Annotated in this window: 22 protein-coding genes; 11 read left to right on the top strand and 11 right to left on the bottom strand. The window is 61.0% G+C overall.

What is annotated here, in order from left to right; all coding sequences use genetic code 11:
* Nucleotides 1-140: 140 nt before the first annotated feature.
* The 4 genes from AX760_RS05805 (at nt 141) to AX760_RS05790 (ending at nt 3092) form a co-directional block, all read left to right on the top strand.
* Nucleotides 141-989 (top strand): ABC transporter permease, encoded by an 849-nt coding sequence (locus AX760_RS05805; RefSeq protein ID WP_245294940.1) that lies wholly within the window; start codon nt 141-143, stop codon nt 987-989.
* A gap of 1 nt (nt 990) precedes the next feature.
* Entirely contained in the window at nt 991-1812 is an 822-nt protein-coding gene (locus tag AX760_RS05800; RefSeq protein ID WP_071832045.1) for an ABC transporter permease, read from the top strand.
* A gap of 5 nt (nt 1813-1817) precedes the next feature.
* The gene (locus AX760_RS05795; RefSeq protein WP_071832043.1) at nt 1818-2555 is read left to right on the top strand and encodes an aspartate/glutamate racemase family protein; all 738 of its coding nucleotides are present in this window, start codon (nt 1818-1820) and stop codon (nt 2553-2555) included.
* Nucleotides 2556-2873: 318 nt separating this feature from the next.
* A complete protein-coding gene (locus AX760_RS05790) occupies nt 2874-3092 on the top strand; it encodes a DUF6500 family protein (protein ID WP_071832041.1) in 219 nt (72 codons plus the stop codon).
* Between the two features lie 46 nt (nt 3093-3138).
* On the opposite strand, the gene AX760_RS05785 is transcribed toward AX760_RS05790, so the two are convergent.
* From AX760_RS05785 to AX760_RS05770, 4 genes are read right to left on the bottom strand one after another with little or no spacing between them, the layout of a single operon-like run.
* Nucleotides 3139-3390, bottom strand: coding sequence for a hypothetical protein (locus AX760_RS05785; RefSeq protein ID WP_425348817.1), 252 nt, complete (start codon nt 3388-3390; stop codon nt 3139-3141).
* Nucleotides 3387-4607: an aminomethyl transferase family protein gene (locus AX760_RS05780; protein ID WP_071832038.1), complete on the bottom strand. Its 1221-nt coding sequence runs from the start codon at nt 4605-4607 to the stop codon at nt 3387-3389. The genes AX760_RS05785 and AX760_RS05780 overlap by 4 nt, the downstream gene beginning before the upstream one ends.
* Nucleotides 4604-6175, bottom strand: coding sequence for a phytoene desaturase family protein (locus AX760_RS05775; RefSeq protein ID WP_071832036.1), 1572 nt, complete (start codon nt 6173-6175; stop codon nt 4604-4606). The genes AX760_RS05780 and AX760_RS05775 overlap by 4 nt, the downstream gene beginning before the upstream one ends.
* Entirely contained in the window at nt 6162-7760 is a 1599-nt protein-coding gene (locus AX760_RS05770; protein ID WP_425348819.1) for a phytoene desaturase family protein, read from the bottom strand. The genes AX760_RS05775 and AX760_RS05770 overlap by 14 nt, the downstream gene beginning before the upstream one ends.
* A 341-nt stretch (nt 7761-8101) precedes the next feature.
* Between AX760_RS05770 and AX760_RS05765 the strand changes: the two genes are divergently transcribed.
* The 3 genes from AX760_RS05765 (at nt 8102) to AX760_RS05755 (ending at nt 10401) form a co-directional block, all read left to right on the top strand.
* The gene (locus AX760_RS05765) at nt 8102-8782 is read left to right on the top strand and encodes a TetR family transcriptional regulator C-terminal domain-containing protein (RefSeq protein ID WP_071832098.1); all 681 of its coding nucleotides are present in this window, start codon (nt 8102-8104) and stop codon (nt 8780-8782) included.
* 52 nt (nt 8783-8834) lie between these two features.
* Entirely contained in the window at nt 8835-9896 is a 1062-nt protein-coding gene (locus AX760_RS05760) for an extracellular solute-binding protein (RefSeq protein ID WP_087149176.1), read from the top strand.
* A gap of 85 nt (nt 9897-9981) precedes the next feature.
* Entirely contained in the window at nt 9982-10401 is a 420-nt protein-coding gene (locus AX760_RS05755; RefSeq protein ID WP_071832030.1) for an ester cyclase, read from the top strand.
* Here AX760_RS05755 and AX760_RS05750 read toward each other — a convergent pair.
* The 3 genes from AX760_RS05750 to AX760_RS05740 are packed head-to-tail and all read right to left on the bottom strand — an operon-like array spanning nt 10365 to nt 13214.
* On the bottom strand, nt 10365-11438 hold the full coding sequence (locus AX760_RS05750; RefSeq protein WP_071832097.1) for an ABC transporter ATP-binding protein: 1074 nt from the start codon (nt 11436-11438) through the stop codon (nt 10365-10367). The genes AX760_RS05755 and AX760_RS05750 overlap by 37 nt on opposite strands.
* Nucleotides 11439-11445: 7 nt before the next feature.
* Complete coding sequence (locus AX760_RS05745) at nt 11446-12297, bottom strand: ABC transporter permease (protein ID WP_083531083.1); 852 nt, start codon at nt 12295-12297, stop codon at nt 11446-11448.
* A complete protein-coding gene (locus AX760_RS05740) occupies nt 12294-13214 on the bottom strand; it encodes an ABC transporter permease (protein ID WP_083531082.1) in 921 nt (306 codons plus the stop codon). The genes AX760_RS05745 and AX760_RS05740 overlap by 4 nt, the downstream gene beginning before the upstream one ends.
* 248 nt (nt 13215-13462) lie before the next feature.
* Here AX760_RS05740 and AX760_RS05735 point away from each other — a divergent pair, with 248 nt between their 5' ends.
* The 4 genes from AX760_RS05735 to AX760_RS05720 all read left to right on the top strand — a co-directional run bounded on the left by AX760_RS05735 (nt 13463) and on the right by AX760_RS05720 (nt 17881).
* Nucleotides 13463-14899, top strand: coding sequence for an aminotransferase (locus tag AX760_RS05735; protein WP_071832028.1), 1437 nt, complete (start codon nt 13463-13465; stop codon nt 14897-14899).
* 91 nt (nt 14900-14990) lie between these two features.
* Nucleotides 14991-15704 carry a FadR/GntR family transcriptional regulator gene (locus AX760_RS05730; RefSeq protein WP_071832026.1) on the top strand — a complete coding sequence of 238 codons (714 nt, stop codon included), beginning with the start codon at nt 14991-14993 and terminating at the stop codon, nt 15702-15704.
* Nucleotides 15705-15723: 19 nt separating this feature from the next.
* On the top strand, nt 15724-16926 hold the full coding sequence (locus AX760_RS05725) for a mandelate racemase/muconate lactonizing enzyme family protein (RefSeq protein ID WP_071832024.1): 1203 nt from the start codon (nt 15724-15726) through the stop codon (nt 16924-16926).
* A 34-nt stretch (nt 16927-16960) separates the two neighbouring features.
* Nucleotides 16961-17881 carry a DMT family transporter gene (locus AX760_RS05720; RefSeq protein WP_071832022.1) on the top strand — a complete coding sequence of 307 codons (921 nt, stop codon included), beginning with the start codon at nt 16961-16963 and terminating at the stop codon, nt 17879-17881.
* 95 nt (nt 17882-17976) lie between these two features.
* On the opposite strand, the gene AX760_RS05715 is transcribed toward AX760_RS05720, so the two are convergent.
* From AX760_RS05715 to AX760_RS05700, 4 genes are read right to left on the bottom strand one after another with little or no spacing between them, the layout of a single operon-like run.
* Nucleotides 17977-18981 carry a TRAP transporter substrate-binding protein gene (locus AX760_RS05715; RefSeq protein WP_071832020.1) on the bottom strand — a complete coding sequence of 335 codons (1005 nt, stop codon included), beginning with the start codon at nt 18979-18981 and terminating at the stop codon, nt 17977-17979.
* Between the two features lie 47 nt (nt 18982-19028).
* On the bottom strand, nt 19029-20306 hold the full coding sequence (locus AX760_RS05710) for a TRAP transporter large permease (protein WP_071832019.1): 1278 nt from the start codon (nt 20304-20306) through the stop codon (nt 19029-19031).
* A complete protein-coding gene (locus AX760_RS05705; RefSeq protein WP_071832018.1) occupies nt 20303-20839 on the bottom strand; it encodes a TRAP transporter small permease in 537 nt (178 codons plus the stop codon). Before AX760_RS05705 ends, AX760_RS05710 begins: the two co-directional genes overlap by 4 nt.
* A gap of 3 nt (nt 20840-20842) precedes the next feature.
* Nucleotides 20843-22012, bottom strand: coding sequence for a fumarylacetoacetate hydrolase family protein (locus AX760_RS05700; protein ID WP_071832017.1), 1170 nt, complete (start codon nt 22010-22012; stop codon nt 20843-20845).
* Nucleotides 22013-22113 lie beyond the last annotated feature (101 nt).

The following is a 22113-nucleotide window of genomic DNA, read 5'->3' as shown; positions in this document are numbered from 1 at the left end:
CGCTGCAGCTTTCGAGGCAGCGTCGCCGATTGTGACCCGAAGTCCAACAGCGAAGAATTCACCCCGGAGGCCCATCGGTGTCGACAGTCCTAACGCCAGAAACGACCGAGCCGGCGCCGGCCCGCACCCGTGGCTTCCGCATGCCGGAGGCGGCAATCGCCTGGCTGCAGGCGGCGCCGCTGGCGCTGATCCTCGGTTTCTTTTTCCTCTTGCCGATCCTGACGATCGCGATCGTCAGCTTCTGGGACTATGATTTCGCCGGGCTCTATCCGGATTTCATGACGCTGAACTATGTCGAGACGCTCGGCTCCTGGGTCACGTGGAAGACCTATCTCAACACGCTGAAATACACCGCAATGGTCTGGGGCCTGACGCTCGCAATCGGTTTCTGGGTCGCCTATTTCCTTGCTTTCCACGTCCGCACGACGACCATGCAGATGGTGCTGTTTCTGGTCTGCACCGTGCCCTTCCTGACGTCGAACATCATCCGAATGATCTCCTGGATACCGGTTCTCGGCCGCAACGGCCTCGTCAATTCGACGCTGGTCGACATGGGCATCATCCCGGTGCCGATCGAATGGCTGCTCTATTCCGATTTTGCCGTTGTCCTTGCCATGGTCCATCTCAACACGCTGTTCATGGTCACACCGATCTTCAACACGCTGATGCGCATCGACAAATCGCTGATCGAGGCGGCCCGCGATGCCGGTGCCACGAGCTGGCAGATCCTCTGGAACGTCATCATTCCGCTGGCCAAGCCCGGCATGGCGATCGGTTCGATCTTTGTCGTGACGCTGGTCATGGCGGATTTCTCGACGGTGCAGGTCATGTCCGGCGGGCAGAGCGCATCGGTCGCGCTGATGATGAAGAACCAGATGTCGCTGCTGCAATATCCGGCCGCTGCCGCCAATGCCGTGGTGCTTTTGATCATCGTGCTGCTGATGGTCGCGGCCATCCTGCGCGTCGTCGATATCCGCAAGGAACTGTGAGATGAGCCACGAAAAACGCACCCTCGAATTCTACGTTCTGGCGGCCTTCTTCACGCTCTTCGTACTGTTTCTCTATGGGCCGCTGTCCGCCGTCTTCATCCTGTCGTTCCAGGGACCGAACGGCGGCCTGACCTTCCCGCTCAACGGTTTTTCCGTGCACTGGTTCTTCAACCTGTTCGAACAGCAGGCGGTTGGCGATTTCGGGGCTTCGTTCAAGCGCTCCTTCTCGCTCGGCGTGATGGTGATGATCGTCAACGTCGTGGTGTCGCTGCTCGCCGGGCTTGCCTTCCGCCACAAGTTCCGGGGATCGACGACGCTGTTTTACCTGACGGTCGCCAGCCTCGTCGTGCCCTCGATCATCATTTCGCTCGGCATTGGCGTCGTCTTCCAGCAGTTCGGACTTCGCCCGGCCTGGTACTCCTCGGCCTTTGGCGCGCATTTGACCTGGACGCTGCCGTTTGGCGTGCTGATCATGTTTGCCGTGTTCAACCGTTTCTCGCCGTCCTACGAGGAAGCGGCGCGCGACCTTGGCGCGTCCTCCTGGCAAACCTTCCGGCATGTGCTTTTGCCGATGATCGCACCCAGCCTCGTTGGCGTCGGCCTGTTCGGCTTCACGCTTTCCTATGACGAGTTTGCGCGCACGCTGATGACATCGGGCACCTACAACACGCTTCCGCTCGAAATCTACGGCATGACCACCAATGTGACGACGCCGGTGCTCTATGCGCTCGGCACGGTCACGACGTTGTTTTCCTTTTCGATCATTCTGCTCGCGCTGGCCGGTATCTGGATCATGCGCCGCAGGCAGGCCAAGGTGCTCTGATCCCCATGCGCATTCTCGTCGTCAATCCCAACACCACCCGATCCATGACGGACAAGGCGGCGGAAGCGGCTCGCGCTGTCGCCGGCGCGGGCACGCAGATCATGGCTGCGACCTCGCAGATGGGACCTGCCTCGATCGAGGGGCATTATGACGGGGCACTTGCCCTGCCGGGGCTCTTGGCCGAAATCCGGGCCGGCGAAAAAGCCGGTGCCCAGGCCGCCGTCATCGCCTGTTTCGACGATACCGGGCTTGATGCAGCCCGCGCGCTTGCCGGCATCCCGGTTCTCGGCCTGTGCGAATCCGCGCTGGTGACGGCCGGCTTTCTGGCCCAGCGTTTTACGGTCGTGACCACGCTTGAGCGTTCCCGCGTGCTTCTCGAAAATCTGACGCGGCACTATGGGTTCGGCGGCCGGGCGAAGGTGCGGGCGGCCGATATTCCGGTGCTCGAACTCGAAGACGAGCATTCCGGCGCGATCGGCAAGCTGCGTCGGCAGATCGAACTGGCGCTGCAGGAGGACGGCGCGGAGGCAATCGTGCTCGGCTGCGCCGGCATGGCCGATCTCGCCTTCGCGCTGCAGGAAGACTACGGCGTGCCGGTCATCGACGGCGTCTCGGCTGCGGTCAAGCAGGCGGAGGCGTTGATTGCGCAACGGCTGACGACGAGCAAACGCGGGTCTTATGCAACGCCGCTGGCGAAAGTCTATTTGGGGGCGATGGCGGGGTTCGCGCCGAGAGACAAATAGTCGTTTCTCGTTGAAGTCGATTTCACGAAGTGCCGGAGAGGGCGTATCCTTTTCATCGAGGGCGGGCGACCGCTTTGCGCCAACAGCGGTCATCGTTCATTGCCCTCTTGTCACCAGCACCTTCAACCCACTGGGATAAAGGCTCACGCAGCCTGGCCGATCAAGGTCCCCCAGACATTGCGGCTGTCGCAAAAGTCAGGAAAACAAGTGTTGCTTTAATTTTGACTTTCGAAACAACCCGTTTGGGTCCAGGCTGTCAGCATTCCTGTAGCGAGCAAGGCATAGTAGCTCGCCTGTCACGCACAAAAAGAGGGCACCATGAGACCGAGCTTACGGGCGAAAGCAATTTCAGTCTGCGAGGACAAAATCGCGAAAAAGGGCGAAGGTGTGGGTCTGTCATTCTATGCGTTCTTTGCGAACAAGAACGAGGACCCCGACCTCCTTATGGAAGCTGCCGAGTGGTGGATCAAAACCAAAGCGCTAGACCATTTCGAGAAAGCGGTCAAAATTCGTGAGATGATCAAATCCGGGCAATAGGCAATTACCGCTTGGGGTCGAAAGCGGAACCCGCCTGCGCCAGAGGTCATGCGCCACCAACCATCCGCTCCACCCACTCGCTCCCGATCTCCCACCGCCGCAAGACATCCAGCGGATCCTCCGCATCCAGCCGCGAACAGATGCGGTAGACCTCCAGCACCTCGGCGCTCATCTGGCCTCCATGGTAAAAGAATGTCGCGGACGCATAGCGCGTGCGTCCGGACCATACGACGCCGGGAGGCGTATTGATCAGTTCCCAGTTGCGAGCGTTTTCCTCGTCCATCTTTTTGTCTGTCAAAACAGTCCCGGCGGTGTCGCCGTCCGGCGGTCGAGCTTGATGAAGGGGCGGGGTACGATCGTCGCGCGCTTCATCATCTTCTGGTATTGCAACTCGCGCGAGGCGTAGATTTCGACCCACAGGTCGTCCACGATGCGCGAACCATAGGGGCGCTCCAGTGTGGCGATTGCGATGTTGCGCTTGGCGAGCGGCGACCAGATGGCGGCGCTGACGAGGCCGGCTTCGTGCTTTTTCCGGTGATAGACGATGGCGCCTTCGGCGGGAATATTCCCTTCTATTTCAAGGCCAACGAGGATGTACTTCAGAGACTGATTCCGCCGTGCTTCAAGTATTGCATGACGTCCGTTGAAAAACGGTTTTTCAGCATCGACCAGCCAGTCGAGCCCGATCTCGTCCGGCAAGCGGGCGCGGTCGGCACGCAGCGCTGCCTCCGCCGTCATGAAGTCGGCATTGGCGACGATGAAGCCCGCTTCGATGCGGGTGCGGTTGAGCGCCGCGTAACCGATGGCGCGGATGCCAAGGTTCCGTCCGGCCATCCAGAGACGGTCCCAGAGGCTGAGGGCAGCTCCGGCGGGCACAAAGAGTTCGTAGCCGAGATCGCCGGTGAAGCCGGTGCGGGAGATCGTGACGCGCGTGTCGTCATGGCTGAATTCGGCGATCTGAAAAGGCTTGAGCTGTTCGATGCCGTCAAAGCCGGCGTTGGCCAGCACGGCAAAAGAGGTCGGTCCCTGCAGGGCGAGACCGGCGATTTCGGTCGTTTCCTCCGCGATCTCGACGTCGAAGCCGATCGCGCTGTCGAGCAGCCAGGGCAGGTGGCGTTCCTGGCAGCAGAGGCGGAAGGTGTCGGGCGCAAGCCGGAACAGCGTGCCGTCGTCCAGCACATGGCCATGATCGTCGCACCAGGCTGTGTATTGTACGCGGTGGGCTTTGAGCTTTGCGACATCGCGCAGGGTCAGGCGGTTGAGGTAGCGCTCGGCGTCCGGGCCGCTGATGCGGTATTTGACCATCGGCGAGATGTCGAACAGGGCGGCCGTCGAGCGGATCGCGAAATATTCGAGTTCCTCGTCGAAGACGGAATGGGCTGCCTTGTAGCCGGCCCAGCTGTACCAGTCGTTGGTCTCGTCCAGGGCTGCAATGCGGGCATGGAAAGGCGTTTCCAGCCGGGGCGTTGCGATATGGGCCTGCCGGGACCGGCGCAGGGTGACGTCGGGTATCATGGCTTTTCTCCCGAAAGGATGTGGCGTGCGGCCAGCAGGCCGGGCAGGCCGGAAATGCCGCCGCCGGGATGGGCGCCGGCACTGGCGAGATAAAGCCCCTTCAGCGGCGTCGCATAACCGGCCGCCTGGTTGACGGGGCGATTGACCAGCAACTGGTCGGCCTGCAACTCGCCATGGTGCCAGTGCCCGCCCGGCATGTGATAGCGCGCCTCGATATCGACCGGCGTCATCAGGCTGGCGGCGACCACGCTGTTCCCAAGGCCGGGGGCGTAGTGTTCCAGTTTTTCGAGAATGATCGCCAGGAATTCGGCGCGGCCGCTGTCCCAACCGGTTTTCAGCGCATAGGGCGCAAACTGGACAAGCGCCGACAGGGTTGCTGCGCCTGGGGGCGCCAGGGACGGATCGCTGAGGCTCGGAAGCGTGATCTCCATCACCGGATCGCAGGAAAATGCGCCGTATTTGGCCGGGTTGAATGCTGTTTCGACGTGATCGATCGAGCGGGCGAGGACAAGGCGGCCCGAAAGGTCAGCTCTGGACACGCCGGTGAAATCGGGCAGCCGGTCGAGCGCGAGATCGAGTTTCGCGACATTGCCCCTGGACCGGATGTTGCCGATCGCGCGCACGAAGCCGGTGCCGAGTTCGGCTGTATCGGTGAGCTTCAGGAATGTCGCCTGCGGATGGATGGCCGAGACGATGACCGGCGCGGAGAGCGTTTCGCCGGTCTCCAGCACGACGCCGCTTGCTGTGCCGCGATCTGCGATAATCCGGGCAACGGCGGCCCCGGTGCGGATCGTTACACCGGCGGCCCGTGCGGCCCTCTCAAACGCTTGCGCCAGTCCGCCTCTGGCGACGATCTGGTTTCCGATCGCGCCATTGATCTCTCCGGTCAGCCGATAATAGAGGCCGAGCAGGGAGGTGGGCGAACGCGGACCGAGATGAATGCCGAGCGTCGCATCGAAGGCGAGAAGGCCCTTCAGCCGGTCGTCATCGAGATACTCGTCGGCGACATCGGCGACGTTCATCAGCAGCATGCGCAGGAAATCGCGGCCTTCCTCGCGGCCCTTTCGCAGAAGGCTGAGGCCAGCGCCGGCAAAGCTGGTCATGTCGTTCAGCGTGATCCGACCGATCTCCGGCGGACGGCGCCTGAGGAAGCGTCTGAGGATTCCTGCCTGAAACACCAGCTTGCGGCGCATCTCGGCAAAGGCCACAGCCTCCTGTGCGCTCACCCCGTCCAGTGTTTCGCCATAGGCGCCGCGCAGGATGGCGGGATTGCCGAGTTCGGACAGGGCGACGGTCGGTGCCGGGTGGCCGGACAGCGCCGTCGTGTCGAGCTTCAGGAGCCTGATCACCTCCGGATCAAGCCGGTTGAGGATATGGACGAGCCCGGGCGCGCGAAAGCCCGGATGGAACGCATGGCCGCGCAGGGCGCCGCCGAGGCTATCAGCGGCCTCGAGCACGATCACCTGACGGCCGCTCTGGGCGAGCAGCGTGGCGGCCGTCAGACCGTTGTGGCCACCGCCGATGACGATGGCATCATATCTGTTCACGGTCGGGCTAGATGACGTCATGGGCGGGGCTCATCTGGTTTGGCTTGCGCTTCAGGTCGCGCAGGATTTCGGCCGCGGCGTTGCGCCCCGGCGCGCCCATGACGCCGCCGCCCGGATGGGTGGAGGAGCCGCAGAGATAGAGGCCGGGCACGGGGCTGCGGTACTGGGCATAACCCGGCACCGGCCGGTTGAAGAGAAGCTGGTCGAAGGTCAGTTCGCCCTGGAAGATATTGCCTTCGGTGAGGCCGACCTCTGCCTCGATTTCGCGCGGCGTGCGCACCTCCATATGCAGGATGCGGTCGCGGAAACCGGGGGAATAGTCGGCGATCTGGCTGATGACGGTTTCGGCGAAGGCGTCGCGGTCGGCATCCGTCCAGTCCTCGCCGTCGATCTTGGGCGGACAATATTGCACGAAGCAGCTCATGAAATGCTTGCCCGGCGGCGCCATGGTCGGATCGAGCGTTGTCGGGATGACCATGTCGACAAAGGGGTCGGCGGAAAAATGCCCGGCCTTCCAGTCGTCATAGGCGCGCTCCATGCGCTCCATCGAATCGGTGAAGTGCATGTCGCCGCGGATGCAGGAGGAGCCCGTCGGAAGCGCTGGAAACTCCGGCAGGCTGTCGAGCGCAATGTTGAGCTTGCCCGACGAGCCGCGCATCTTGAAGTGCTTGACGCGGTGCACGAAGGTTTCCGGCAGCGCATCCTCGTCGACGAGCTTGAGGAAGGTGCGCTTGACGTCGGCATTCGATACCACGAGACCGCCGTGCACTTCCTCGCCATCCGCCAGCCTGACGCCGGTCGCCCGGCCGCTTCGGGTCATCACCTTCTCGACATCGGCACCGGTGCGGATCGTGCCACCGGAGGCGCGGAAGGATGAGGCAAGCGCTTGCGTCACGGCACCCATGCCGCCGCGCGCATAGCCCCAGGCGCCGACCGAACCGTCGACTTCGCCCATGTAATGATGCAGCAGAACATAGGCTGTGCCGGGCGACATGGGCCCGAGTGCTGTGCCGATGATGCCGGACAGCGCGAGATAGGCCTTGATCACGTCGGTCTCGAAATATTCATCGAGAAAATCGGAGATCGACATGGTCCAGAAGCGCAGGGTCTGCGCCATGTCATGGGCGGAGAAGTCGCCGAATTTCCGGCCGAGATAGAGCAACTCGGCAAGGTCGCGCGGCTTGAACGAGAACGGATCGGGCGCCGTGCGCATCAGAAGCGGCTGGATGAAGCGGCACTGGCGGGTGACGTCGCGGGCATAGCGCTCATAGGCCTCGGCATCGCGCTTCGAATAGCGCGCAAATTCGCGGCGATGGCTGTCATGGTCGCGGTAGGAGGCGAGGTAGTCGCCGTCGCGGGTGAAGACCGCGCCGCCTTCATAGGCGATCACCTGCAGGCCGTGTTTCGGCAATTCCAGGTCGCGCATGATTTCCGGCCGGAACAGCGAGCAGACATAGGAACAGTTGGAATAGAGGAAGCCCGGTGTCATCTCGCGGCTGGTGGCGGCGCCGCCGACCCAGTCGTTCTTTTCCAGCACGAGCACATCCAGCCCGGCGCGCTGCAGGTAGCAGGCGGCGACCAGACCGTTATGTCCGCCTCCGATCATTACAACGTCGTATTTTTTCACGCTCAGCTCTCCATCGATTGTTAAAAAGTGGCATGAAAAGCAGAATGTTGTCCAGTTGTATTGAATGAGCATTCAGCAAGTATCTTGCAATCTCCTGATTATGCGTTAGGATTTTGATCAGCACGTGTTGCATCGGCAAACAGACGGAAGGTCGGGATGATCGAAACATCGGCGCAGGCGCCGGACAAGGACGAGGCCGCCATGCAGAAGGTTCTTGACAGTGCCGCGCATTGTCCCGCTCATCACCGCGGTGAAAAACCGGGTGGAGGAATGTCATGAGCGTCATTCTCAGCCTCAGGGGCAAGAAAGTGGCAGTGAGAATGAAAGCGGTTTCGGTGACGGCGGATGCGGGCGAGGCGGACAGGAAGGGGCGCAAGGCGTCCAAGGAAACGCGACGCCTGCAGTTGATCGAGGCGACGATCGATTCGTTGGCCAAGCGCGGCTATTCGGAAACAACGCTCGCCGATGTTGCCGATGGTGCCGGCCTGTCGCGCGGCATCGTCAACTTTCACTTCGAGAGCAAGGAAAAGCTCTTGGTCGCGACGCTGCAGGCGATGGCGGACGAATATGCCGCCCATTGGCAGATGGCGCTCGACAAGGCGGGACCATCCGCCGCCGCGAAGCTCTGGTCGCTGGTGGCTGCCGATTTCGACCGGAAGATATGCACCAAGCGCAAGCTTGCGGCCTGGTGCGCCTTCTGGGGCGAGGCAAAATCGCGGCCCACCTATCAGGCGCTCTGCGGTGCGCGCGACCTGACCTATCAGGATCTGTTCGTGACGCTCTGCGCCGAGATCAAGCAGGAGGGCCACTATGCCTATGACGCCGAAATTACGGCCCTGGCCCTGTCTGCGCTGATGGAGGGACTGTGGTGGCGGCTAATGACCGGCGACGGGTTTACGCGCGAAAAGGCGCATGCCGCAGCGGTCGAATATCTTGTGGCGGTCTTTCCTGGGCATATGACCCATGACGGGCCGAAAGAGGGAACAGCAAAGCCGGCGTAACCGGAAGACCGGAGCAACCGGAGAGGAGACTGGCATGACGAGACTGAGACGAATGAAGCGCCTGGGTGAACGTCTGGCCTTAGCCGGCCTCCTGTCCTGCGCCGCCTTGCCCGTTGCGGCCGCCGATACGATCACCGTCTTCGACTGGGCCGGTTATGAGGATCCCGCCTTCCATCCCGCCTATGTCGCCAAACACGGCACGGAGCCTGAGTTCAGTTTCTTCGGCGACGAGGAGGAGGCCTTCCAGAAACTGCGCTCGGGCTTCAAGGCCGATCTCGCCCATCCGTGCTCGCAGAGTATCGCGAAATGGCGCGAGGCCGGGCTGCTCGAGCCGCTCGACACAGCCAAGCTGACCGCCTGGAACGATATCCTGCCCGGCATTGCCGGCATGAAGGATCTGATGACGGCGGAGGGCAAGGCCTGGTTCCTGCCGTTCGAATGGGGCAACACGGTGCTCACCTACCGCACCGATACGGTCAAGCCCGAAGACGTCGCTTCGCTCCGGGCCTTTGCCGATCCAAAATTCAAGGATCGCGTCTCGATCGGCGACAATGTCGATGATGCCTATGCGCTGGCAAGTCTTGCGATTGGCCTGAAGGACTGGACGACCATGACGGAGGCGCAGTTTGCCGAAGCGTCGGCCTTCCTGCGCGACGTGCACAAGAATGTCCGTCTCTACTGGACCGACAATACGGACGTCAGTCAGGCGATGGCGAGTGGCGAGATTGACCTCGCCTGGGCCTGGAACGAGACGGTGACAACGCTGCAGAAGGATGGCGTTCCGGCCGCGATCAAGAAGGATACGAAGGAGGGGCTGTCGACCTGGGTCTGCGGCTATGTCCGGCTGAAGGGTGGCGAAGGCACGGAAGCGCAGGACTACGATTTCCTCAACGCCGTCACCGATCCTGCCATCTCCACCTATCTGGTCGATGCCTGGGGCTACGGACATGCCAACGGCAAGGGCATGGCCGCCGTCGATGCCAAGCTTCTGGCCGAAAAGGGTTATGCCGATGTCGACGCCTTCGTCGACAACACGCTGTTCCAGGCACCGATGCCGACGCAGATGCGCCAAAAGATGATTGCAGAGTTCGAGAAGATCAAGGCGGGCTATTAGGTAGAATGCGTGTGGGCTATCGCTGAGTTCTACATTTATCCTGTGTTCAACTGTTATATCGATGTGGAACACAGGAGTTGCCGCCATGACCAGAGACGATCTTGCCGATATTTATCGCGCCTATATTGCCTGCCTTAACAGGCAGAACTGGGATGCGCTTGGTGAATTCGTCGCCGACGATGCCATCCACAACGGTCAATCGATCGGTCTTTCCGGTTATCGCAAAATGCTGGAAAACGACTTTTCCGAAATTCCCGACCTGTATTTCGATGTGCAGATGCTGGTTTCCAATCCGCCGCTCATCGCCAGTCGGCTCTCCTTCAACTGCAGCCCGAAAGGCCGATTTTTCGGTCTTGATATCAACGAGAGAAAGATTTCTTTTGCTGAAAATGTCTTCTACGCTTTTCGCGAGGACAAGATTTTCGAGGTGTGGTCCGTGATCGACAAGGCCGCCATTGAGGCGCAGCTTCAGTCGGCCAGCGCCACCAGGGCGTCCGGATCATAGGCCAGCCGGATCGGCGCGCCGACGGGAATGTCGTCGGCGCCGAAATTGTTGGTCTCGGAGACCGACAAGGGTGCGTCCAGCCCCGGAACATTGACGATCAGATGGGTGATCTCGCCAAAATAATGCCGATCGACAACGTGACCCTCGATCGCATGCGGTGCCGTGTCATCGTCCCATAGGACGCGCAACCGTTCCGGCCGTATGCCGATGGTCGCCTCGCTGGTGCCGCAGGTAAAGCCCGGCGGTTTGGTCAAGGTGACGGCGCCAAAGCGTTGTGTCTCGACGGAAAGATCGGTTGCGGTCTCGCCGGTGATCCTGGCCTTCATGAAATTCATGCCGCCCAGAAAGTCTGCGACCGCGCGGGTGAGCGGCCGCTGGTAGATTTCCTTCGGCGTCGCGACCTGGGCGATCCTGCCGCCGAACATGACGGCGATGCGATCGGACATTGCGAGGGCCTCGTACTGGTCGTGGGTGACAAGCACGAAGGTGATGCCGACGGCCTTTTGCAGGGAGCGCAGCTCCACCTGCATCTCCTCGCGCAGCTTCTTGTCGAGCGCAGACAAGGGTTCATCGAGCAGCAGGACCTTGGGCCGCATGACCAGCGCGCGGGCGAGTGCCACCCGCTGGCGCTGGCCGCCGGACAGTTCGTGGGCGCCGCGCTTGCCGAGCGTCGAGAGCCGCACCTGATCGAGCGCATCGCCGACGCGGCGGCGTTCGTCCTGCGCATCGAGTTTCAGCCGCTTCAGACCGTAGGCGACATTTTCCGCGACATTCAGATGCGGGAAGATCGCGTAGTTCTGGAAGACCATGTTGGTCGGGCGCCTGTTCGGGGGAACGCCGATGGCCGATTGTCCGTCGATGCGGATGTCGCCGGAGGTCGGCGTGTCGAAGCCGGCAATCGAGCGCAAAAGCGTGGTCTTGCCGCAGCCGGAGGGCCCCAGCAGCGAGAAGAACTCACCGGCGGCAATGTCGAGCGTCACGCTGTCGAGTGCCTTGTAGATGCCATAGAAGCGGCTGACGGCCTTGATCTCGATCATCGGCATCTCAGCCATTGGCGAGCCTCCCCTGGATGCGGCGTTGCGAGCGACGGCGCAAAAATTCGGCAATGGTGATGAGAAGGATGGACAGGACGAGCATCAGGCTGCCGAGCGCCAGCACGCTTGGCAGCTTGGCGGCAAAGCGGAGCTGGCCCCAGATATAGACGGGCAGTGTCGGCTCGGTCCCCGACAGGAAGAAGGCCAGGATGAACTCGTCGAGCGAAATGGTGAAGGAGACGAGCAGGCTCGAGACGATTGCCGGTGCCACGACCGGCAGCGTCACGCGGCGGAAGGTTCCGAGCGCGGTTTCACCCAGATCCATCGAGGCTTCTTCAAGGCTCCGGTCGAAACCCTCGAAACCCGAAATCAGCACCGACATGGCATAGGGCAGGCAGAACACCGTCTGGCCGAGAATGACGGTTGCCAGCGAGAGCTCGATGCCGATCTGCAGGACGATCATCAGCAGCGAAACGGCAACGATGATTTCGGGGAGGAAGAGCGGCGCCATGATCAGGCCGGTTGCCGCCCGTTGTCCGCGGAATCGATAGCGGGTGATGGCGCGGGCGGCACAGATGGCATGGCCGGTCGACAGGATCGCTACGCAAAGGCCGACGAACAGGCTGTTGCGCGCGGCATCGAGCATCGCCCCATTGCCCCAGAGCGCTGCGTACCATTTGGTCGTGAAACCGGCGAGCGGGAAGGTGGTGGAGGCGGCGTTGTTGAACGAGAAGATCGGCAGGAGCAAGATTGGCAGATAGAGGAAGCCGAGATAGACCGTGACATAGATCGGCAGCCAGCGCGATTTGCGGATGCCGTGTCTTCCGCCCGTGAATTTTGCACCGGTCAAGGGCGGGCTCATCGTATCCACCGCACGAAGAGTTTCAGCGCCAGGACGACGAGGCCGGCCATGGCCGAGACAACCACCATGGTGGTGACGGACAGGGCAGCCCCGAGCGGCCAGTTGGCGGCCTTGCCGAACTGGGCCTGGATGGCGGTTGCGATCATCACGCCGTCCTTGCCGCCGACCAGTTTTGGCGTGACATAGTCACCGACCGTCGGAATCATGACGATCAGGAAGGCGGAAATGACGCCGGGCAGCGACAGCGGCAGGGTGACGCGCAGGAAGCTCATGACCTTGTTGTCGCCGAGATCATGGGCCGCCTCGATCAGCGAGCGGTCGATCTTTTCCAGCGAAACGAAGATCGGCAGGATGGCGAAGGCCGCCCAGCTGTGCACCAGAGTGATGACCACGGCATTGGAGTTGTAGAGCAGGGAGGTGATGGGTGTCTCGATGATGCCGGTTGACATCAGTCCGGTGTTGAGCACGCCCTGGTAGCCGAGAATGACCTTCCAGGACATGACCCGCAGCAGGTAGCTCGTCCAGCAGGGCACGGTGATCAGGAACAGCCAGAGGTTCTTGTGCACACCGCCGTGGAAGGAAATGAACCAGGCGACGGGATAGGAGAAGACGACCGTCACGAGGCTGACGACGAGCGCAATGACCAGCGAGCGCGCAAGCAGGTCGCGGTAGATCGGCTCCGTCAGGGCGATGCGGTAATTTTCAAGGGTGAAGGTGTGGTCGATCGTCAGATAGTCCTGCGTCCAGAAACTGTAGGCGATGACGATGAGGACCGGCAGGAACAGCAGCGCGAGCGCATAGAGCAGGGTCGGCGAAATCAGCGCCAGGCCCGTCGCTTCGTCGCTGTCGCGCCAGCGCCGACCGGTGCGGTGTGCGGATTTCGACGGTCCGTCCTGAAGGATCGCGACCGCGGCCATCAGCCCCGACCTCGCCGGCCAAGGCTGCAGCAGTCAAAAAGCAGGGATCGCGTCATGATCTCCGTCCCATTTGTCGTCTCTGGGCTTCTGCCCCTTGTGTTCCCAACGGCAGAATGCGCGCAAATCGGCATTGAACGCAAGCGCTATTTCTGCCAATACTGATTGAACGGACATTCAATAACTGAAAAATTGACTATCAGTTTCAATTGTTTGTTTGTTGTAAATGGTGGGACATGGGAGATTTTCTGATGGCTGCGAAACGGGAAGAGACAATCGGCCTTGTGGACACGGCCAAAGAGATGATCGCCACGGCACAAAAGCATCTCGTCCAGCCGTGGCCGACGGCTGGCGACATCGGCGCCGAGGCGAGGGGCGGCATGGTGAGTGGCGACGGCATCTATGTGACCGACAGCGAGGGCCGCAGGCTGATCGACGGGCCGGCCGGCATGTGGTGCGTCAATGCCGGGCATCGCCGCAAGGAACTGGCCGACGTGCTCCACGAGCAGGCGATGGCGCTGTCCTACAATTCGCCCTGGTACACGATGAACCAACCCTCGGTGACACTGTCGCAACGGCTGGCCGACTATGCACCCGGCGACCTCGACCATGTTTTCTATACCACCGGCGGTTCCTCGGCGGTCGAGACGGCGCTGCGCTTCATGCAGTTTGCCAACAATGTGAAGGGGAGGCCGGACAAGAAGATGATCATCTCGCGCCAGGGCGGCTATCATGGCTCGACCTATCTCTCGGCCTCGCTGAACGGCCGGCCGCGCGACCATGACTGGATGGACAGCGCCAGCGAGCAGGTGATCAAGCTCAGTTGCCCGAACCCGTTCCGGCGTCCGGAGGGCATGAGCGAACAGGTTTTCTGCGATTTTCTCGTCGCGGAATTCAGGACGGTGATCGAAAAGACCGGCAAGGAGCGCATCGGCGCCTTCATTGCCGAGCCGGTGATGGCGTCGGGCGGGGTCATAATTCCGCCGCAGGGCTATCTTCCCCGTATGCGGGCGCTGTGTGCCGACAACGACATCCTGTTCATCGCCGACGAGGTGGTCACCGCCTTCGGCCGGCTCGGGCATGTCTTCGCATCGCAGGATGTGTTCGGGATCACGCCTGACATGATCACCTTCGCCAAGGGGGTGACCTCAGGCTATTTTCCGCTTGGCGGCGTGATGATCTCGTCGCGGCTGTTCGAGGACTTGCGGCGCTCCAACCATTCGGATGCGATGTTCGCCCATGGGCTGACCTATTCCAGTCATCCGATCGGCTGCGCCGTGGCGCTGAAAAACCTCGACATTCTCGAGGATGGCCTGCTCGATCATGCCCGGGCGATTTCGGGGTATTTCCAGGCCAGCCTGAAAACCCTTGAAGACCTGCCGTTGGTCGGCGAGGTGCGCGGTCTCGGCCTGATGGCCTGTATCGAATGTGTCGCCGACCGGATCAGCAACAATCCGCTGACGCTGGATCTCACGGTCGGAAAACGCATAGACGGCCATTGCCAGGACCTGGGGCTGCTCGTGCGCCCGCTGATCAACATGTGCGTGATGTCGCCGCCGCTGACCATCACGCCTTCCCAGATCGACGAGATGGTCTCGATCCTGCGGACCAGCATCGAGCGCACGCAGGACGAACTGGTGCGCGAGGGGCTGTGGAACGGGAATTCGCTCTCCGGAAGCAGCATTTAAGGCATAGGCCTTTTTCCACCAATCCACCAATCAGCACTTCCTGTGCAGGGAAACCTGTATTATACCTTTGACAAAGGTAGAGGATTACTTTATGACATTCGCACGTTCGCAGATTGCCCCGGGGGATTTTGTCAGCGCTGCGATCGCATCGATCACGCGGATCATCAGGGACAATGATCTCAAGCCCGGCGATCATCTGCCGGCGGAGGCCGTCCTCTCCGAGCAACTACATGTGTCCCGAACCGTCATACGGGAGGCGCTGCGCTCTCTTGCGGCGCTCCGCCTCATCGACCTTGGCATTGGCAAGCGGCCGACGATTGCGCAAATCGATGACTCTTCGATTGCCATCATGATCGAGCATGGCGTCATGACCGACCAGATCGACATCCTGCAGATATACGATGTGCGACGCACGATCGAAGCCCGGACGGCAGGGCTTGCAGCGCTCAGGCGCACCGATGCGGAAGCGCAGGTCATTCTGGGACACGCCCAGGCGATGGTGCGGTCCTCCGGTCCGCCCAGCGAAATCATGGAGCATGATATTGCGCTGCATATGGCGATCGCCCTGGCCTCCCGAAACCCCGTCTTCGCCTTGCTCGTCGGCGCATTTCAGGGCGTTATCCGCCAGACATGGCCGATCGGCTGGAAAAGTCGAGCCAATGACGACGAGCGTGCGGCCATGAACAGCCTGCATGAGGAACTGGCCCTGGCGATCGTTGACGGCAATCCGCAGGCCGCCGCCGCCTTGATGAGCCGGCATTTTGATCAAAGCATCAAGTCATTGCTGGCCGCCGGCCTCAACTGACAGGCAGGAGACTTTAGCCATGAAAATCACCGGACTTGAAACCGTGCGCATCGCGGAGAGAGCAAACCTGCTCTGGCTTCTGGTCCACACCGACGAGGGCATTACCGGTCTCGGCGAAACCTTTTTTGGCGCCCAGACCGTGGAAGCCCATGTGCACGAATATATTGCACCGCGGGTGATTGGCCGCGATCCGCTGCAGATCGACCTCCTGGCGGCAGACCTGGTCGGTTATCTCGGGTTTCGCTCGTCCGGCGCCGAAGTGCGCGGCAATTCGGCCTTCGACATCGCGCTCTGGGACATTTTCGGCAAGGCGACCGGCATGCCGATCGCGCAACTGCTGGGCGGTTTTACCCGCCGCGAAATCCGGACCTACAACACCTGCGCCGGGACGGAATACATCAAGAAGGCGACCGGGCAGACTACCGCCAATTACGGTCTGTCTGCGGGCAGGGACTATGACGACCTCAACGGTTTCCTGAACCATGCCGACGAACTCGCGCATTCGCTGCTGGAAGAGGGCATCACGGCGATGAAGATCTGGCCGTTCGATGCGGCGGCGGAAAAGACCCGCGGCCAGTATATCTCCATGCCGGACCTCGACGAGGCCTTGCGGCCCTTCGAAAAAATCCGCGCGGCCGTCGGCAACAAAATGGACATCATGGTCGAATTCCATTCCATGTGGCAGCTTTTACCGGCCATGCAGATCGCCAAGGCGCTGACGCCCTACAAGACATTCTGGCATGAAGATCCGATCAAGATGGACAGCCTGTCTAGCCTTGTGCGCTATGCCGCGGCCTCTCCAGCGCCGATTTCGGCATCGGAAACGCTGGGTTCGCGCTGGGCCTTCCGCGATCTTCTGGAAACCGGTGCGGCCGGCGTGATGATGCTCGATATTTCCTGGTGCGGCGGTCTTTCGGAAGCGCGCAAGATCGCTGCGATGGCCGAGGCCTGGCATCTGCCTGTCGCGCCCCATGATTGCACCGGGCCGGTGGTGCTGTGCGCCTCCACCCACCTGTCGCTGAATGCGCCGAATGCACTGGTGCAGGAAAGCGTTCGGGCGTTCTATCGCACCTGGTACCGGGATCTGGTGACCGCTTTGCCGGAGGTGAAGAATGGAATGATCACCGTTCCGCCGGGCCCGGGCCTGGGCATGGACCTCAACCCGGATCTGGATCGGGCCTTCACGGTCAGCCGTCGCCTTTCGGATGCGGCCAGCCTGTAGCACTTGAAGAATAAGACATATTGGGAGGCTTTCCATGACAAATATCGAGACCCGCAGCGCTGCTTGGGGCGCGTCGACGATGGCGGGGCCGCTGATCATGCTGCTCGGCATGCTGATGTTTGCGCTCAATGACGCCATGGGCAAATGGCTGGTGGCGAGCTATGGGCTGGGGCAGGTGATCCTGATCCGCAGTCTGGCGGCGCTGATCATTCTGGTGCCGTTCCTCTGGCAGGCAGGCCTCAGGTCCATCACGTCTGCCGAGCAGCCATGGATGCAGTTTGCCCGTGTAGCTTTCTCCACACTGGAGGTTTTCTGCTTCTACTACGCGGTGATGTATCTGCCGCTGGCCGATGTCATGACCTATTGGCTGGCGGCACCGATCTATGTCGCGGCCGCCTCTCCGTTCCTGCTGGGCGAAAAGGTCGGTTGGCGGCGCTGGTGTGCGATCGCCGCCGGCTTTGTCGGCGTCATCATCACGCTGGAGCCCTCGAAGGCCATGTTCACCATGCCGGCCCTCATCTCGATCATCGGCAGCGGTGCTTTTGCCTTCATGCTGCTCTCGGGCCGCGGCCTGCGCAACACGCCGGACAAGACGCTGGTCTTTTTCCAGGTTGCCGGCGCGGGGCTTGCCGGCCTTGCCTTCGCGCCCTTCGACTGGTCGCCGATTTCATCCGGTCTCGATCTGGCTCTGCTGGGTTTGCTGGGCATCGTCGCCATGGCGGCGCACATGCTTGTCAATCGCGCCCTGAAGATCTCCGATGCAGCAACGGTCGCGCCGCTGCAATACACGCTTCTGCTGTGGGCCGTGGTATTCGGCTGGATGTTCTTCGGTGACGTGCCACGGTTTGGCATGATGGCGGGAGCGGCACTGATCGTCGCCTCCGGTCTTTTCATCTTCTTCCGCGAGCGCCAGTTGAAGACGCGCGAGACGGTTCTGCCGGCTGTTCCCGAATGATGGCAGGCGCTGGCAAACCACCGTCGCATTTATAGAAAAAGGGGGGCCGGGTTTTTCACCCGGCCCCCCTTTTTTATGCTTGGCAAAGTGGCATTTTACTTACGGATCGCTGCCAGTTCGGCAATGATGGCGTCAACCACTTCTGCGCCGATTTCTGCCTTGTGCTTTTCGTAGACGACCATCGATTTTTCGCGAATACGGGCCTGCTCTTCCTCAGACAGGACATTCACTTCCAGGCCGGCAGCCTTGATCTTGTCAAGCGAGGTCTTGTTCAGTTCCTGGATGACCTTGCGCTCCTCGTCACGGCCAACGACCGCGCATTCGCGCAGGGCTGCCTGTTCTTCCGGCGTATAGGTATCGAAGATCGCCTTCGAGAACAGCAAAAGGAACGGTGTGTAGGCGTGGTTCGTCTCGGTGATGTATTTCTGGACCTCGAAGAACTTCGAGGTGTCGATCGTCACATAGGGATTTTCCTGGGCGTCGATCGCGTTGGTTTCCAGAGCCGAGAAGACTTCACCGAAGGCCATTGGTGTGGCGTTTGCGCCAAGGTTCTGGAAGGTGTCGAGGAAGATGTTGTTCTGCATGACGCGAACCTTCATGCCCTCGAAATCTTCCCACTTGGTAACCGGACGAAGGGAGTTCGACAGGTTGCGGAAACCGTTTTCCCAATAGGCGAGATTGACGAGGCCTGCGGCTTCGAGCTTCTCGTTCATCATGTCGCCGAACTTGCCGTCAAGCACCTGATAGGCTTCCTGCGGCGTGCCGAACAGGAAGGGCAGGTCGAAGACGCCAAGCGCCGGGATGATGCCGACCAGCGGCGAAGACGAGGTGACAACGCCTTCCTGGACGCCCGAACGCAGGGCCTGGGTGGCTTGAAGGTCGCCACCGAGTGCACCGCCCCAGAAAGCAGTGATCTTCAGCTTGCCGCCAGACTTTTCGTCGAGGCAGGCCTGCATCGCCTTGATGCCATTGCCGACCGGATGGTCTGCATTGATGCCGTTGGAAATGCGGATGTTGCGATCATTGAACTCGGCAAAAGCCGGAACGGCGGACGAAAGCGCAAAGGCAATCGCGGTGGTGGCTAGAAGCAGTTTTCTCATAATATCCTCCCTGGATGGTTGAGTGAGACTGTTGGGCTCGCCGGCAGTTAACGCAGCCATTGAGCGGGCACGATGACGATGTCCGGGAACAGCACCAGCATGAAAAGCACGAAGACCTGCGCTGCCAGGAATGGCAGCACGCCGACGGTGACCTGCCCAAGCGGTACGCGCCCAACACCGCTGACGACGTTGAGGACAACCCCGACCGGGGGTGTCAAAAGACCGATGCAGCAGTTCATGATGAACATAACGCCGAAGTAGACGGGATCGATCCCTGCCTGTTTGATGATCGGCATCAGAACAGGCGTCAGGATCAGAATGGTCGGCGTCAGGTCGAGCGCGGTGCCGACGACAAGAACGAGCAGCATGATGGCAAACATCAGCAGGATCGGACGATCGATCAGCGGCTCGATGTAACCGGTGATTTCCGCCGGGATATTGGCTGCCGTGATCAGCCAGGCCGACACAAGTGCTGCGCAGACCAGGAACATCACCACAGAGGTGGTTTTGGCAGCCTGGAGGATGACGCGCGGCAGATCCCGCAGGCTCAGTTCGCGATAGATGACCACGCCGACGAACAGCGCATAGGCGGCAGCGACCACGGCGGCTTCCGTCGGTGTGACGACACCGGCCTTGATGCCGCCCAGAATGATGACGGGCATGCCAAGCGCCCACAATGCACGCGCAGTAACCCGCATACGTTCCTTCATCGGCGTCTTTGGCAGGGCCTGAACATTGTCCTTTCGCACGACGATCAGCCACGTCACGATCAAGGCTATGCCCATCAAAAGGCCGGGCACGATGCCCGCCATGAAGAGCTGTGTGATCGACACATTGGCGGCCACGCCGAAGACGATGAAGGCCATCGACGGCGGGATGACTGGAGCGATAATGCCGCCCGCAGCGATCAGACCTGCAGAGCGCGGCACATTGTACCCGGCTTTGGCCATCATCGGGATGAGAATAGCGGCAAGGGCGGCCGTGTCGGCAGCGGCCGATCCGGAGATGCTGGCCATGATGATGGCGGCCATGATGGCCACGATGCCGAGGCCACCGCGGATATGGCCGACACAGGCGATGGCGAATTCGATGATGCGCCGCGACAGGCCGCCGGCGTTCATTAATTCACCAGCGAGAATGAAAAACGGGATGGCCAGAAGCGTGAAGGTATCGGCGCCCGCAATCATGTTCTGCGCGATGATCTGGGTGTTGAACATGCCCATGAACCACATGAGCACGACGCCGCAGAACATCAGCGAGAAGGCGACCGGAACGCCGATGGCCATGGCGCCGACCAGCGAGACGATGAAGACGAGCAATGTCATTGGCTGCGCTCCGCCATCTTTTCGGCCGTCAGGTTTTCACCGGCAAAGGCAGCGATTTCATCTTCGGTTACTCTGCCCGTCAGCAATCTGATAAGCCGCTCCAGGGCGATGAGGACAATGCCGGCACCGGTGAAGAAGCCGATCCCGTAGACCCAGATCATCGAAATCTTGGTGACCGGCGCGTCCATGCTGGCATTGATCGGATACTGCTTCCAGGTTCCCCAGAAAAAGATCGCGGCAACGCCGATGATAATGATGTTCGACAGGATCATGCAGAGGATCCGCCCTTTGCGACCAAACAGGGCAACGAGTGTCTCCACCCCGACATGCGCATGCTCGCGAAACGCAACAACGGCGCCGATGAAGGTGACCCAGACGAAAAAGTAGCGGGACAGCTCGTCGGAAATGTTGAGGCCTGAATTGAAACCGTAGCGCAGGACGACATTGACGAACACCATGATCGCCATGCCCGACAAAAGCAGGATGAGCAGGAGTTCAAGAAAACGGAAGAAAAGATCTGTCGCCCTCTGCATGACTTACGCCTTGTCCAAAAGACCGCGACCGGCCAGATTGCGAATAAGTGCGCTGATCCCGAAGGTCCATTCCGGACAGGCATCGCTACGCTCTACCCAGTTAACTAGGCGACCAAGCTTGCTTGTCGAGATTTCAACGCGATCGCCGATTTCATGGGTGAAGCCCTGTCCCGTCCCGCGCCGATCCTTGACCGGAGCGAACATGGTGCCGAGAAAAAGAACCGCGCCATCCGGATACTGGTGATTCCGGTTTCTAAGCTGCGCGGCCAGGTTCTCCGGCGAACGGCTGATCGCCTCCATCGGGCTTTCGCCAGACATTTCGAAGCCGTCTTCGCCGTGAACCGCAAGTGCGACGCGAACCCGACGCAGATCGTCCATCGTGAAGGTGTCGTCGAACAGCCGAATGAACGGACCGATCGAGCAGGACGCATTGTTGTCCTTGGCCTTGCCGAGCAACAGCGCCGACCGCCCCTCGACGTCACGCAGATTGACATCATTGCCAAGGCTCGCGCCGACGATCGTACCATCGGAGCGCAGCACGAGCACGACTTCCGGTTCCGGATTGTTCCATTGCGAGATCGGATGAATGCCGACGAGGGCGCCACAGCCGACCGAGGACATCGGCTGGGCCTTGGTGAAGATTTCCGCGTCGGGGCCGATGCCGACTTCCAGATATTGCGACCAGAGGTCCATATCCTGCAGCAGCGATTTGACCTTGGCAGCCTGTTGCGAACCGGCCACGAGCCCGCGAAGGCTGTCGCCAAGGACCGGGGCGAGCTTGCCGCGAATGGCCTGGGCGCGGAGCGGATCGCCCTTGGCCTGTTCTTCGATGACACGCTCGAGCATGCTGTCGGCGAAGGTCACGCCGGCGGCCTTGACGGCCTGCAGATCGATTGGCGCGAGGACGGTGCCGTTTTCTCCGGACAGGAAGCTGTCGAGCGAGCCAAGGTCCGGCAGGCCGGAGGCGTTGCGCAGGACAAGGGCAAGATTGTCCGTTTCCAGAAGGCCCGACATGGTGGCATGCAGTCCCGTCAGGTCCAGAACGCGACCGTTTGCGATCATCACTGCGCAGGGTCCGTCATTTGCCTTCGACCAGACACGTCCGACCAGAAGAGCGTCGGTCGCATCATCCGGCAGGATGGATTCGGCACGCAGTCTACGCTCGGAATTCAAATGTCGTCCTCCACCATCGCCAGCAAATTCGCCCTCCAGCGGTGTTTGCCTTATTGTCAGGATGTCTGACAACGCTCCGGATGCTTTTTAGTATGACTTTT

Origin of the sequence: Pararhizobium antarcticum (genome assembly GCF_001885585.1) — a bacterium.
GTDB classification, from domain to species: domain Bacteria; phylum Pseudomonadota; class Alphaproteobacteria; order Rhizobiales; family Rhizobiaceae; genus Pararhizobium; species Pararhizobium antarcticum.
Note: the sequence above shows the minus strand (reverse complement) of the source record. Positions and strands in the feature narration are given on the sequence as shown.